Below are 15,164 nucleotides of genomic sequence, written 5' to 3' on the forward strand. Positions count from 1 at the left end.
GGCGCTACCGATCAATGCCCATGACGTTGAGGCACCATGCGTTTTCTTCACTGACTTCCTTCCACTGCTTATATCGACCGGAAGTACCACCGTGTCCGGCGTCCACTTCGATGCGAACAATGGCATCAACACCTTGCGATTGCAGACGTAATATCCATTTAAGAGGTTCCACATACAGAACCCGTGTATCATTCATCGACGTAGTAGCGAATATCTTCGGGTAAATTCGGGCAGCGGCGCCGTCTTTCATATCGACTGCCTCAATTTCACCGCCACATTCTCCATCGGACCGACCGCTCTCATCCCGACCAGCCGGCTCACCCCATGGACCGAAAGGTGCATTTTCGTACGGTGAATACAACTTCATATAGTCATATACGTCCTTGTTGTGCAACGGATCGCCCCACTCATCCCATTCAGTCACCGTCAAGGGCAACGACGGATCTAGAATCGAAGTGAGCGCATCGACGAATGGCACATCGGCTTCTATACCCGCATAGCATTGCGGCGCGATGTTCGCGACGGCACCCATCAACAGACCACCCGCAGAACCACCATTAGCGACCGTCCGAGCCGGATCGGCGAACCCTGCCCGCTGCAATGCCATGGTGACGTCGACGAAATCCTCGAAGGTGTGGCGCTTGGCGAGTCTACGACCCTGCTCATACCAGGCACGTCCCATTTCCCCGCCACCTCGCACGTGCACCACAGCATAGAGAACACCACGATCGAGCATGCTCAAACGGGCCACCGAGAACCCTGGATCGCTGCTGACTTCATAAGCCCCGTAACCAGTGATGAACATCGGGGCGCCAGAAATACCATCAGATGGTTGCGTAGGCTGCAAATCGAGCACATCGACACCATCGGTGCACCCCTGCATACTTTCGCAACGATCCGATCTCCAAACCAATGAGACCGGAACCAATTCGCCGTCTCTGACCCGCACCCACACTCGGTGTTCGCGGTAATCGTCCGCATCAAAACCGCCATGAACCTTCGCACGCTTGAGCAGTCTGCTCGTTCCAGTGTCCACATCAAGTTCGCGCAGCTCACCGGGACGGGTATAGCTCGAGAATGAATAACGCAGACGAGGGACATCATAGGACGGATTGCCGCCGACAGCGATGGAATAGAGATGCTCGTCTTCGCACGAACCAACTTGCCCATCGACATCGAAACCTGTTTCGCCCGCGCACAGCTCACGGAAACGCCACGGACGATGCGCCAGAAAATCCTGCTGTGCATCACGTTTGGGCATCACGGCGACATGAGGCAAACCGTTGCACCGATAGCTCAGCACAACGAAATGGCGGTACATTGAAATGCCTTCGATACCCAAACCACGAGCGTTCTGCATAATTTCGGGATTGCTTCCATTACGGTATGGGGTTCCGACCCTCTTGCCAGAGGCACCGGCCTCCACCGCGTTACCCCTCTCACATCCATACGGTGAGCCAACGGCAACAACGGTACCTTCGCCTAACGCATATGGTGGCTCATGCGAGCGCAGATCGACCACATCCACTTCAAAATTCGGATTCTTCGCGTTGTGGTAAACCAACGCCAGAGGAATATCGGAACCGTCTGCGCCCACACCTTCGAAACAAGCAAAGCTGACATCGTATTCCACACCTTCCTGACGAGCAATAAACGCACGGAATTCGCCCTCCGGCTCGTCGACCGGGAGCATCAGCACTTCACTGGTAGTTTTGGATGAGGTTCCGATGACCACATTGCGTTCATCAAAGCTCAGTCCTACCCCGACCCAAAATCGAGCATCCCCCTCATGGAAGACTTCAACATCATCAGCCACAGGCGTACCCACCCGATGACGCTTGACCGCAAAAGGTCGCCAAGATTCATCAAGCAGGGTATAGAACACCCACTTGCCGTCAGGCGTCAAGCACGCCTCTGCAATCCCTTCAAAGACTTCAGGCAACTCATGACCGTCATCAAGATTACGCATATGGTAGTCATAGCGCTCGCTGCCGGCAGTATCGACGCCATAAAGCAGCCATCGGCCATCGCGCGACAAATCAAGGCCGCCTAGCCGGAAGAAGTCGTGTCCTTTGCCTTCAACATTGGGATCGAAAACCACCTGTTCACCCGGAATTGCTCCGGACGCATCATCAACGTTGATTTGCGGAGGATCCCAATCATCAGGTCCCGTGATGGGCAACCTGCATTGCACACCATATTGCAGGCCTTCGCGTGTGCGAACAAAATACCAGTAACCGTCCATCCGCGTCGGCACGGACATATCCGTCTCATCAATGCGAGACTTGAGTTCCTTGAACAACTGCTGCTTCAGCCCGTCAAATCCTGCGGTACGCGCCTGATAGTAGTCGTTTTCTTCACGAACAAGACGCTGCACTTGCGCCGATTCCTTGTCACGCACCCAGTTGTAGGGATCAATGAATGTATCACCATGCGCCGTACGCTCGTGTGGAATGTGCGCGGCCTTAGGAAATGCTTCGACGTCGGCTGCGCCTGATATTGGAGCAAGGTTCGATCTGTCAGTCATCATGCTCTAAATCATACTCACCAAACGAACCGCCGGAAACCTTCTCAAGACGTAAGGGAATTCACGACAGAAGACCTCGTCGCCCTCCCGCTTTGGAAAGTTGCGGACAGGAGGGCAAAACACAGCATTTACAGACGTTTAAGCATAGCCGCATACTGGTCGGCAGTCATCAGCTCAGGTTCGTCGTCTTCAAGTTCCAGCTTGAGAATCCAGCCTTCACCATAGGGATCATTGTTGATGACCTGCGGATCGTCAACTACCGACTGATTGACATATCGAACCGTACCCTCGACCGGAGAAATGAGGTTCTGCACGGTTTTGGCGCTTTCTATTTCAGTGATTTCGTCACCGGCACGTACCGAAGTCCCAGGCGCGGGAAGGTCGATATAGACGAGTTCGCCCATCTGATTGGCAGCGTATTCGGTTAAACCGATGACGGCCAGTTCTTCATTATCTTCAAGCCACACATGGTCAACGGAATACTGCAGATGATCGGGCACATCCAACGAAACGGCGCTCGAAGCACCTGCCGCAGAAACATCTCCAGTTTCGATATCATTCATATTGTTTTCACTCATAGTGCTAGACTACAGCATTCCATCGCGCTATGCCTTGCTCTCTGTGCAAAACCACGGATATCGCGTCGCCAAATAAAAAACCTGCTGCCTGATTGATAGGACGACGGGTTGAGATGTTCAATTAACGCACGGGACCGCCGGGCTGACTACCGACGACCTGCACGAGGCTACCCTGAGGACAGTTGTCGTAAATCCACTTGGCATCCTGAACGTTCATGTTTACGCAGCCGTGTGAACCATGCCCGACCGGATCGCCCATGCCGATGCCGGTGGGATTCCAAGGCGCACCGTGGAATCCTTGTCCACCATTGAAATAGCTGACCCAAGGCACGTTCGGAGTGACATAATCCGAACCTCTCATGGTCTGAACGTCGTAGCGCACATTAATAACATAAGTCCCGGGAGTCGTCTCGTGTCCGCCCTTGCCCGTACATACCGGGAAGGTTTGCACCTGTTGATCGTCCTTGTAAACGGTCACCATCTGAGCGGACTTGTCAACCACCAGCCGCATCTGCGGTTTGGTCTGCTTGACGTCGAATTTGGTGATGTCAGCAGGAACCTGAATGGTGGCAGGCTGCGAATCCATCAGCGCACCGTAGACTTGATCAATCACAGGCCCGCAGTCTTTGACTTTGACACCGTTAACGCCCTTCTTCAATGTCAGCAGCACCTGACCAGAATTATTAATGATGTCCTCTTGAGTCGTCATCTCATGGTTAAGTCGCTTCGGCACTTCAGCGTTGAGATAGTTGGCGACGGCAGCCTTATCGATGTCAAACGAGATGGTTCCCTTTTCCAAGTCGGTCTCCATCTTGATCCACGAGGCAATTCGATCCACAGGGATTTGGAACTTGCCGGTATCGCCATTGTTGATCACGATGGGATTGGACAGAATCTTGTTGGCCAAATCGGCAGTTATTTGGGCATTCTGCTCCGACACAGGGTCGGGAACATCCTTGTAGGAGACTGTCACGCTTTGCGTCTGCCCCGGATTCGCAATCAAATCATCAAGCGTGCGTTTGACACCGGCCATATCAGGGGCACGTCCACCATGGCCGGCCTGTACAACGAACTTGTTGCTTCCATTGAATGCGATGGATGAAGGAACGGCCTTATCCCCGTCTTGCACGAAGCTGTCGGTCAGATACTTATTGACCGACAAATCATTCACTTTGGCGTCCAACTTAATGTATGCTTTGCCGAACGGTGACACACGACCTGCGCCATCTCCCTTGGCATCAAGCAGGTCCCGAACCGTCCTCTTAACATCGACGCTGACACCAAAATCCTTGAAACCAGCCGTTACTTTTCGTCCTTGTTCGTCTGAAACGGTGATCTTGGAGTTGTCCGCCTCACGGGTGACCGTCTGCTCAAGTTGCGAGGCGTTCTGTCCCGCCACAGACACATTGCCTAAATAAACACCGGGAGCGGCCTTGTCTCGGTAGTACCAACGAGCACCGGAGAATCCAGCCAACGCAGCCACAACAATCACAGCAAAAACCACCACCATGATGATAGTTGCCCCATGTCGCTTGTCTTGCGGGACACCACCGTGATCGACATTACCTCCCAAGGCTTCAAGATCATCCAAGGTGGCTTCCGTCACCAACGTCCCAGGCCTGTCGCCATCGTTAATCGCGTTGTCCATTACTTCTTCCTCACACATGCCTTACCGGCGTACTACCTACAGACTATTCCCACTAGTTGACGTCATCCAGCACTTAAACATGAAAATTCTCGACTTTTGCATCAAATGGTGCGGGCCAGACCAGACGTCACAATTTGCGCCCATACCATTCCTCAATCATGTAACGGGCGATGGTGGATTTGCCCGGCGGAACAATACGACCAGAAACCAGCGCCTCAGTGAATTCGTCACGAGTAAAGAAAGCGGCCTCTGTTGTTTCGCGTCGATCAACCTGAATATCGACGCTGAGCGCCCGTGCCTTGAACGCAACCATCAACGAAGCGGGAAACGGCCAAGGCTGCGAACCCAGGTACTTCACTTCTCCGAGCTTAAGCCCAGTCTCTTCCTCGGCTTCGCGCCTGCAGGCATGCTCAAGATTTTCGCCGGCCTCAACAAACCCTGCGCACACAGAATACCGGGCCGGATCCTTCCACGCTTTGTTATGTTGCAAGAGCAAGCGGTCCTGACCATCAACGATGGAAACAATGACCGCCGGCTCCACACGCGGGAACAACAATGATTTATTGGCCCGGCACCCTTCGTTTGTGCAACGCTGAGCCCAACCGGCATTTGCGGGAAGAACCGGCGAGCCGCAACGTGGGCAATACAGCTGTGCGGCATGCCACATACTCAACGCCACCGCTGTGGTTGCCCAGCCGACCTCTCGAGCCGAACTGTGCGGGGCGAAATCCTGCAAGGCAACCCAATCAAACCGTCCCATGACCTTGTCAAGCAAATCCGTTGCGGCAAAATATGCCTGGTTACCGCCCTTCCGATCGATCTGAGCGTCACCATCATGAGCCAATCCAGATACGTCGAAAGCGACCACCTGCCGAACATTATCAGGATCGTCGCCATGGGCGCCAAGAAAAACAGCGATTACCCCCATGACGTCAAGCGCGTCGAGCTTGCCGCCGAAACCGCGCAACACGTAATCACCGGGTACCGAAGCCAAACGCACGGCCGCTGTTTCGAAATCAACCTTTGCTGCTTGACCGTTCGGCACCGCCAACATCCCATCACGAACAAAAATAACGGTCGTTCCGTGTTGAGCGAGCACTGTTTCAATGAGCCCAGGTTCTTCTCTGCGCTCTGCTCGATAATCCGTATCTCCCTGCACCAAGGGCAAAAACGACAGCGTTTGCGTCAACGCCAACGATGAAAATGAAGTAGCCATATTAGCCTCTTTCAATCTCGCCCAAGAGCACGTTCTTTTTCTTCACGACACGTCATGCCAAAAATGTGTCGGTCGCCACGCGTAACACGGCGCAAGCCACTCTTCCGATCAACGACCAGCGTTTCCGTCAAGCAGACCGGCCCACACGTTCAACCAAATCAACCAATGCGGCAGCGACGATGTCCGGATGCTCCACCGCGCTGAAATGACCGCAATCCGGTATGGCGGTGAAAACGGCATTCGTGGAGGTCATGCCTTGGGCAATCAATCGCATTTTCTCCGGCGGACTCGAGGGATCGTTCTCACCGCTGATAACGGAAGCCGGAACTTGGATCTTTGCCAATTGGTCGCTGGTGTCAAGCCTGCCCGCAGCCATGCGCTGACGCCAAGCCAATCCCTCCGGCCGCTGGTCGTCGATCCAACCCGTCATCAAATCCTGGAACTGGTTGCCACGTTTGACTGTGGAATCGCCGGACTTCGGCAAAGCGAAATGCATAACCGGATCGACCGTATTGTCTTCCAAACACGTACGGGCCACTTCAAGACGGTTGCGACGCCCCTTTGGACTATCAGCGGCGGTGGTGGTATCAAACAGCGCAAGACCAGCAACAACCTCCGGATATAGCCGCTGCAAATCCATGGCCATGTAGCCGCCCATCGACAGGCCCGCCCAAATCGCCTTGGAGTAACCGGCTACGTGCAACATGGAGACGTAGGCACCGGCAACACGGTCCAAAGCCTCGCAATAAGCACCGTCCGGGGCAATCTCACCAGTGGCCGCTGCATCGGGAATTGCGGAATCTCCAGCACCCGGAGTATCTGGAGCCCAGATGGGGAACGGGTCCAAACCACGCTCATCGCTCATCCGAATCAGGTTTGCCGCGCACTCGTCCCACATCCGAGCATCGATGGGAAAAGCGTGCAGAAGGATAAGCGGAACACCCTCACCTGAACGATAGACCTTATTGCTAACACGAATATTCATGGCATTCTTCCTCAATAAAGTAAACAGGCAAACGAATCGGCATGAGGCATACCGGCGTTCGACACGAAACCACCGTCAATTACCCACTCCGCCCCAAGACAGTGCCCGACGAACAATCTGACCGTGTCCGTCGGCCATCTGGTTTAGGAACGTATCAAGTTGTTCGCTCTCAACATCACACCATTCGACATCAAGCGTACGATCAAGCGGTTTGCAATCCCCGGAAATCGGAACGACATAGCACAGTGCGATGGCATGCTGACGCGGATCGTAGAACTCGGAGATGCCTGGAGTCGGGAAAAACTCGGCCACGGTAAAAGGTTGAAGGCCCATAGGCATGATCGGCAGCGCAAGATTACCAAGATCCTTGGCAATGTTACGGGCGATGGTCTCACGGATCGTCTCATGGCAAAGCACACGACCTGCGATCAGAGTTCGTTCCACCGACCCGTCATCACGAACTCGCAGCAACGAACCGACTTCGCAGATACTTCCGAAGTCATTAATTCGCACGGGAACCACTTCGATATAGATGATGGGCAGTCTGGCCCTTGCTTCATCGATGTCATGTGGCGAAAGCCAACCTGGAGGGTTGTCGTCATCGCCCCCACGCACGAAATCCTCGGGCGTGATGCCGTCAAATTCGCCACGACGCCGCCCTGCATCGAAGTCACCCTCATCGGGTACTTCATCATTTAACACTGGCATATTCCTATTATCGACTTGAAGGGTGACGAATGCGCGAAATGACCTCTCTTTTCGTCAGAGGCTTAGTGATGTTGGGGTTTGCTGACAAACTGGCCTTGCACCGAATCCAAGGGCCTTATATTCCGGATTCGATGCAATGCACAAGAAGAAGGAGCCGTAATCATGGCAACACAGACTTTGACGGCAGCAAACTTTGAAGAAACCATCACTAGCAACGACTTGGTGCTTGTGGACTTTTGGGCGACATGGTGCGGCCCGTGCAAGGCATTTGGACCGGTATACGAAAAGGCCAGCGAAGCCAATCCCGATATCGTCTTCGGCAAGGTCGACATCGATCAGAACCAGGAGCTGGCTTCGGCGGCAGAAATTCAGGCCGTTCCGACTTTGATGATCGCCAAGAAGGGACAGATCATCTTCAAGCAGGCGGGCGCCCTGCGCGCTTCCGACTTGGATGAGGTCATTGAGCAGGCCCGCACCTTCGACATCAACGCCAAGAAGGACTGACCCAAACAACACACACGCCCGACCTGCGCCGAGTACAACGTCACCTGAAAGATGGGTCACGGACCACTGTTTCGAAAAAGATCTGGGCGACGACCGAAGAGGCGTTCATTTAAGACCACATCTACCGGTATGCCGATAGCCAATAAGTTTTGGCTATCGGCATACCGCTTTCCAAAGCCGGAGAATGCTGGGGCTAACGGCTCCCCGAACAGATTCCACGCGCACAAATATACCTTGCTTATCACGTCAATCGTTTCCTTTTCCGAACAACGCGCTATAATTATGATGGTTTTGTGACGTAACCGCTGGAATGCGAAAAGTGGCGGTGTTACATTGCATGCAGGATCGCGTGCAAAGAGATGATTGAGATTAGAGAGAATGAACGGCTCGTTTGCTGTGTGACGTGCCTGGAACTGTAGGACTACTTAGGAGTGCAGAAGGTAATGGCCAAGGCTAATCACCGCAAGCAGACCAAGACTTTGTCGTCACTGAGCAAGCGTCAGTGGCTTAAGATTACCGCATCGACGGCAGCGGTCGTAACGCTCGTAGGCGGCAGCCTTTTTGCCGTTCAGGACCACAATATGCGACAGAATTCCGTCAATCGCGTCACCTCTTATTCGGCCACCGACGCCAACGGACTCAATGTCTCACGTGGAACTGACCGCGAAGATCTGCGCGGCGGTCAGGCCGGCGACTCTTACGTCAACGTCAAGATCAACGGTCAGAACCGAACCGTGGTCGGTTCTCATTTCACCGATGTCAAGTCAGTACTTGATCAGGGTGATATCACGCTGGATACCGGCGATGTCGTTACTCCGGACCTTAAGACGAAGGTCACCGAGTCTACTACCATCACCATTGACCGGGCGGACGCGGATCTTGAAACCACGGACGCTCCTATCGGCTTCAACGTAGTAACCAAGGAGACGGCAAGCTTGCCCAAGGGTCAGCAGAAAGTAGAGTCCGAAGGCCGCGAAGGCGTGATGGAAACGACAAGCTTGGTTACCAAGGCAGGAAACAAAATAATTTCCTCCAACGTTTTTACTTCATTCGTCAAGCAGGCTCCGGTCGATAAAGTTATTCTTATCGGCACCGGCTCCAAGGCCCCCGTTTCCAGCGCAGCTGCGAATATCGGTTCCACAGTTCCTGCCGGCGAAATGCAGCAGTGGGCTCACGACTATCTGATCGCGAATGGAGGTTCTGAAGCGGACTTCACAGCTACCGTATACATCATCAGCCACGAGTCTGGCTGGCGGGTTAACGCGCAAAATCCTTCCGGCGCCTACGGACTCCCCCAGGCACTTCCGGGCAGCAAGATGTCAAGCGCCGGTGCCGACTGGGCGACAAACTACCAGACACAGCTGAAATGGTTCTGGAGCTACTGCAACGGACGCTACGGCGGCGTTCAGAATGCTTACAAGCACTGGCTTAGCGCTCATAACTACTGAGTTACCAACCAGTAAACGAAGCAGGTGGGGCTTCCGGTTTCATGCCGGAGGCCCCACCTGCTTTGTCATCTACAGCATCGTTGCCAGAGACTTGAATTCGAACATTACGCGTCATGTCTCTCAGCTGATGTTCAACGAGTGAAGTCGACCATCTTCGTTTCCCCTTGGACTCCCCCAGCTGCAAACCAAAGGGGCACCGCGGATTGCATATGACAATCCGCACTGGGTATGCCCAAGCTGAAACAAAAAAGTTTGGGCTGTTGCCATGCATGCACATACCGACAGCCCCAGCTTTCAATGAAAGAAGAAGCGATTCCTCGCTATCAGTTCATCAGTCCTTGCGGAAACCCTTGGGGTTCTTGGTCTGCCAGTTGAGCGAAGATGCTGCCATCTCGTCAATGCCCAGCTCCGCCTTCCAACCAAGCTCTCGGGCAGCCTTAGAGGAGTCCGCGTAGCAGGCAGCGATGTCACCGGGACGACGCGGCTGGATTTTGTATGGAATCTTATGCCCGGCAGCCTTCTCATAGGCCTTGATTACCTCAAGCACCGAATAACCGCAGCCAGTACCCAAGTTGTAGGTACGCACGCCCGGTTCATCAATCTTGTCAATAACCGCAACATGTCCCTTGGCCAGATCAACCACGTGGATGTAGTCACGTACTCCTGTGCCGTCCGGTGTCGGATAATCATCGCCGTAAACCTGCACCTCGTCAAGCTCACCCAGCGCAACCTTCGCTATATACGGGGTGAGGTTTGCAGGGATACCCTTCGGGTCTTCGCCAAGTAATCCGGATTCGTGCGCCCCAACAGGGTTGAAATAACGCAGGATTACGACGGTCCAGGAATCATCTGAAACGTAGACATCACGCAAAATCTGCTCCTGGAAGAGCTTCGAAGTGCCATACGGGTTAGTTGTGCCTCCAACCGGACTCTCCTCGGTAAGTGGCAGATGTTCGGCTTTGCCGTATACGGTAGCCGATGAAGAAAAGATGATTTTCTTGACGTTGTGATCGCGCATTGTCTTCAACAGCGTCATCGCGCCAGTAAGGTTGTTGTCGTAGTATTCAATCGGTTTCGCAACAGACTCACCAACCGCTTTGAGACCTGCGAAATGAATGACCCAATCAATGTCATTCTCAGTAAAGATGCGATCCATCAACTCAGCATCACGCACGTCGCCGGCGTAGCTCTTGACTTTTTTGCCGGTAATCGTCTCAACCCTGTTAAGGGCTTCCGGTACGGAATTAACAAAATTATCGACGCTGATGACGTCATAGCCTTTGTTCAGCAGCTCCACGTCGGTGTGCGTGGCGATGAATCCGGCACCACCAGTAACCAACACAGTCGTCATAGTTGCTCCTTTTTCTATCATAACCTAACAAAACATAACATTAGCACACATTGAGTACATGAGGTCATCGGAGTCTATCTCACTTTTCGAGTTAACTTGGCCGAGGTATCGATGCACGATGCATGCTTGCGAGAACCAAAGAAGGCCGTTGACCGAAACCACACTCTATTGATTGCCATCCATCGCCATAAGCTCATCAATGGTGACGAACTCGAACCCTTGCGCCTTCAGACCGTCGATGATGCCGGGCAACGCTTCAACATCTTGAGTCCTGTCGCCACCGCCGTCATGCATAAGCACCACGGCGCCGTTATACGCTTTCAAAAGCACGGCATCACTAATTGCCTGTGCACCAGGCAATTTCCAGTCCATCGTATCAATGCTCCACATCACGTTGCAATCAATCAGATCTCCGGCGTAGCGCCACTGCTCCGCCCCAAAATTGCCATAAGGAGCTCGCAACATTTTCGTGGTAACCCCGGAAGCCTTCTCGATATTGTCCAAGCTTTGGGAAAGTTCCGCCTGCAGCTGCTGCGGATTCAACTTGAACATATCCACATGCGTGTTGCTGTGACTGGCAACCTGATGACCTTCTGCAACCATGCGCTGCTCCATCTGCGGTTCGGCTGCTGAGTGCTGCCCCACATCGAAGAATGTCGCCTTGACGCCTTTTTCTTTGAGAATATCGAGGATTTGTGCACTGTATTCGCTTGGGCCGTCGTCGAATGTCAAGGCGATTACGTTCCGACCTTCAGGCTTCGGAGAAAACGTGTCAACAACAAGGTCTTGAGGGTTTTTGATTACACCTTTGTTTACCTGCTCACCGGAAATCTTGCCTTTCCAGACCTCGCTCACCCCATCTATACCGTGCTGCTTGAGTTTTTGAATGACACCATGCCCATTCATGACCACATTGAACGGTATCGGAGTGCTTTGCACATCGTAATCTTCAATCAGGTCCTTGCCGTCTCGCACAGTTATTTTCGCACCTTCAGACAATTTGGTCGCGTTCGCATCATCGCCGGCCAAGACCTTCCGCCCATCAATCGTACAGCTTATCGGCTCTCCACCGGCTGGTTTGAGGACTTTGCCTGAAACTGAAAGCAACTTACCCTTCTTAGCTTTGAAATCACCATTATCGGCCAACAACTTACCCAACGTGGCATTAGCGCTCACTTGCCGCTCAGTGCCGTTGACGCTCACCACAATGTGACGAAGGTGTCCATACCCCCAAGCCCCCACGACAACAAGTAAAGCCACAACGACCAGCACCGCCGCGCCGACCAGCGCAACACGGGACCAGCGAGCCAACCTGCGAGCATTGGAGGATTGAATCGACAGTTCTTCGACGACAGGATCGATCTCCAGTTCGGCTTTCGAATCAGCGGACGGTTTATCTCTGCGAAGCGGCCGGCCGTCGGTCATCTCCTTGGAATTGCCGCCGACAGCGGCTGAATTGTCATCAGAGGTAACAGCGGTTTCAATGTCGGAATCAGCATCGAGCCGGCCCCCTGATTCATTGCGTTCACCCTTGCTGCTCATCGATCTCTCCACCTTTTCAATGCCGTAAATCCGCTTAAACATAGCGTACTCGTATTCCGATGCAAAACATTACTCATACAATCGGAAATGAGGAGAAAACAGCATTACGGAGCAAAACGTCATATACCTCCCTTCAAGCGCAAAAGGAAGCACGACGAACGTTGACAGAATAAACAAAAAGTCTAAAGTATTATTGCACCACGATTCTATCTTCAGCGACATCCTTAAGATGTTGTCCATACGTCGACTTCTTATATTTTTTCGCCGCTGCCGGCAGCTTCTCCTTGCTATCCAGCCGTTCTCATATGCCGCCTCTTCAACGACCGCGATCGGCAACCCCTGAGCCTTCTCTATGACGCGCACAAACTCCCTGATCCATAGTCCCCGCATCAAGCCATGCGTAGCCCCTGCCGAGCGTATGGACATTGAGAGTAGCATCTTCGAGATCATGCGATTCAAGTCGGTGATTTCAAGCTCGCCACGAGCACTGACCTTAACCTTTTTCACGAATTCAACCACCCGCCCATCGTAGAAAATACAGGCCGGTCACAGCATAATTGCTCGCAAAGCGTCCAGGTTTCTCCTCGATGCTGACAGCTTTCTTGTCCTCATTAAACTTGACGACGCCATAGCGTTCAAGATCATCAACATAATATCCGAAAATAGTGGATTAACCCGGCGAGTAAGATCCACAGCGTTCTTGAGCACACACCGAAGTCCGTTGCCGTAAAAGATGTTGTCACCCAGAATCAGCGTACACGGTTCACCCACGATGAATTCCTCGCCCAAGACGAAGGCCTGTGCCAAACCTTCCGGCTTTGGCTGCACTTTATATGACAGTTTGATTCCGCATCTGGAACCATCGCCCAACAGTCGTCCGAAATTAGGCAAATCATTTGATGTGGAAATAACCAAGACATCCTGGATGCCGACCATCACCAGCACACTCAGCGGATAATAAATCATCGGCTTGCCATAAACAGGAAGCAGCTGCTGCAAAGCAACCGTGGTCAACCGATACAGCCGTGCGACCGAACCGCCTGCAAGGAAAATGCCTTCATTCCCAACTCACTTTCAACTGGCGATAACTTAAAAAACGTTTCAATGGTTTCATAGCTGCAAAACATGGCGAAAGAGGCATACCAATTCATCCGTATGGTTTCCCGCAATTATTTGATTTCTGCTTAATTCTGCGAACGCTTTTTCTTCTGGACATAGCCCTTGAGCGTCTGTTTCCGATCTACGGGACGATAACCCGTCGATCCAATCTTAGCGAGACTCAAATCACTGTTGGCTGGTCGAGGTGAAATAGACGCGGCAGCGTTCGCGTAGTATCTCTCGGTGGTTACGAGAAGCACCTTTTCGGCATTGCCGTTGGTCTGGTCGAATACATCTTTGGCAATGCCCACCCAGCCCTTGACGGCACCGGAACCTGTCAGATTGTATGTGCCATAGGGTGCAGCCGTGTCAAGCGAGTAAAAAACGGCCTGCATTATATCCTCTCAGTGAAGGTCAGACGTCCAAGTTGATCGTCAAGCATGGTGACCCGCTCGAGCTTGTCCTGGGGATGGGAACGCGGTCACATATCCCCATCATGGTCTTGGCGAAGTTATGTCCAAACTAATCACCCAGCTGGAGCACAGGACGTAATAGCGGGGTAGGTTCGCCACCGCCAAGTCACCAGCGGCCTTGCTCTGGCCATATACACCCAGCGGAGAGAACGGCTCGGCCTCCTTGCGCCCCTTTTCGTGTTCCTTCAAAAACATAATCACTGGAGATATGAACCAACGTCAGATTGTATTCACGCGCAACCTTGGTGAGGAGCGCCGGGGTTTGTCCATTGGCCATCCACGCGTCGCGTCGACCCTGCTCAGTCTCAGCCTTGTCGACGGCGGCATATGCCCCGACATTGATGATGGCACCATAGTGGCTCCAGTATAACTTTCGTAAGCTGACAGATCAGAGAAATCCGATTCATCCCTGTCCGCGAACTCGAATCCTTGCAAATCATGTTCTTCAACATACTTGCGTATTGCATGACCAAGCCGACCTTGCACCCAGTCACCAAGATGCGCCTGGGAGCCATGGGTTTGGCATCCTCAAGCATCGGATGATGAAGATCGGCTTCGCTGCGTTCGCTTTTTCTCCGGCGGAATCAGCCAGTCAATGCCGAGATCCGGATCCGCCATGTTGACGAACACGTACGCCTTCTTCTGCTCCAGCGACCAATGCGCATTCACCAGATACGCATACACCGTGCCGTCCTGCAACACCTGGAAGCTGTTGCCCACTCCCCACGGTACTAGATGGCACGCGACGAATCAAGACGGACAGTGAAACACCTAACCGAAACTCTCGCTTGGGCGCAGGTCCACCCACGCGCCGAAATCTCACCAGCCGCAATCGAGATGTACTTATATCCCATGGCTCAGCGTCAATGCTCCTGATCACACCTTTCTTGTCGTTATAGCTGATGCTGTTCTGTACCGACCCGAAGTCCGGCAAGCCCAGCTCAACCATTTTAGTGCGCCGCCAGTTCTCCTTGAACCAGCCTCGATCGTCACCATGCACCGGAAGATCGAACACCGAAAGTCCGGGAATATTCGTTTTCACGACCTTTGAATCCTTTTTAAACTCAAATGACATATCGTGATCAT

10 protein-coding genes and 2 pseudogenes are annotated in these 15,164 nt (G+C 53.0%); 2 read left to right on the top strand and 10 right to left on the bottom strand.

The window, feature by feature from the left end; genetic code table 11:
• Positions 1 to 4: 4 nt before the first annotated feature.
• The 6 genes from GA0061077_RS04530 to GA0061077_RS04555 form a co-directional block, all read right to left on the bottom strand.
• Positions 5 to 2,527: a S9 family peptidase gene (locus GA0061077_RS04530; RefSeq protein WP_091847926.1), complete on the bottom strand. Its 2,523-nt coding sequence runs from the start codon at positions 2,525 to 2,527 to the stop codon at positions 5 to 7.
• 128 nt (positions 2,528 to 2,655) lie between these two features.
• Positions 2,656 to 3,090, bottom strand: coding sequence for a glycine cleavage system protein GcvH (gene gcvH / locus GA0061077_RS04535; RefSeq protein WP_091847927.1), 435 nt, complete (start codon positions 3,088 to 3,090; stop codon positions 2,656 to 2,658).
• A 136-nt stretch (positions 3,091 to 3,226) separates the two neighbouring features.
• Positions 3,227 to 4,771 (bottom strand): L,D-transpeptidase, encoded by a 1,545-nt coding sequence (locus GA0061077_RS04540; protein WP_091847770.1) that lies wholly within the window; start codon positions 4,769 to 4,771, stop codon positions 3,227 to 3,229.
• 109 nt (positions 4,772 to 4,880) lie between these two features.
• Entirely contained in the window at positions 4,881 to 5,969 is a 1,089-nt protein-coding gene (nudC, locus tag GA0061077_RS04545; protein WP_091847771.1) for an NAD(+) diphosphatase, read from the bottom strand.
• Between the two features lie 127 nt (positions 5,970 to 6,096).
• Positions 6,097 to 6,954 carry an alpha/beta fold hydrolase gene (locus tag GA0061077_RS04550; protein ID WP_091847772.1) on the bottom strand — a complete coding sequence of 286 codons (858 nt, stop codon included), beginning with the start codon at positions 6,952 to 6,954 and terminating at the stop codon, positions 6,097 to 6,099.
• A gap of 75 nt (positions 6,955 to 7,029) precedes the next feature.
• The gene (locus GA0061077_RS04555; protein ID WP_091847773.1) at positions 7,030 to 7,662 is read right to left on the bottom strand and encodes a DUF4916 domain-containing protein; all 633 of its coding nucleotides are present in this window, start codon (positions 7,660 to 7,662) and stop codon (positions 7,030 to 7,032) included.
• A gap of 162 nt (positions 7,663 to 7,824) precedes the next feature.
• Between GA0061077_RS04555 and trxA the strand changes: the two genes are divergently transcribed.
• Positions 7,825 to 8,166, top strand: coding sequence for a thioredoxin (gene trxA, locus GA0061077_RS04560; protein ID WP_091847774.1), 342 nt, complete (start codon positions 7,825 to 7,827; stop codon positions 8,164 to 8,166).
• Between the two features lie 443 nt (positions 8,167 to 8,609).
• The gene (locus GA0061077_RS04565; RefSeq protein WP_091847775.1) at positions 8,610 to 9,614 is read left to right on the top strand and encodes an aggregation-promoting factor C-terminal-like domain-containing protein; all 1,005 of its coding nucleotides are present in this window, start codon (positions 8,610 to 8,612) and stop codon (positions 9,612 to 9,614) included.
• A gap of 331 nt (positions 9,615 to 9,945) precedes the next feature.
• Here the strand turns inward: GA0061077_RS04565 and galE are convergent, their stop codons facing one another.
• The 4 genes and pseudogenes from galE to GA0061077_RS04585 all read right to left on the bottom strand — a co-directional run bounded on the left by galE (position 9,946) and on the right by GA0061077_RS04585 (position 15,153).
• The gene (gene galE, locus GA0061077_RS04570; RefSeq protein WP_091847776.1) at positions 9,946 to 10,965 is read right to left on the bottom strand and encodes a UDP-glucose 4-epimerase GalE; all 1,020 of its coding nucleotides are present in this window, start codon (positions 10,963 to 10,965) and stop codon (positions 9,946 to 9,948) included.
• A 165-nt stretch (positions 10,966 to 11,130) separates the two neighbouring features.
• Positions 11,131 to 12,507, bottom strand: a complete 1,377-nt coding sequence (locus GA0061077_RS04575) for a polysaccharide deacetylase family protein (RefSeq protein ID WP_234696510.1) — start codon at positions 12,505 to 12,507, stop codon at positions 11,131 to 11,133.
• 190 nt (positions 12,508 to 12,697) lie between these two features.
• Positions 12,698 to 13,560, bottom strand: a pseudogene (gene rfbA / locus GA0061077_RS04580) (glucose-1-phosphate thymidylyltransferase RfbA).
• A gap of 131 nt (positions 13,561 to 13,691) precedes the next feature.
• Positions 13,692 to 15,153, bottom strand: a pseudogene (locus tag GA0061077_RS04585) (sugar nucleotide-binding protein).
• Positions 15,154 to 15,164: the final 11 nt, after the last annotated feature.

Origin of the sequence: Bifidobacterium commune (genome assembly GCF_900094885.1) — a bacterium.
In the GTDB taxonomy this organism is placed as follows: domain Bacteria; phylum Actinomycetota; class Actinomycetes; order Actinomycetales; family Bifidobacteriaceae; genus Bifidobacterium; species Bifidobacterium commune.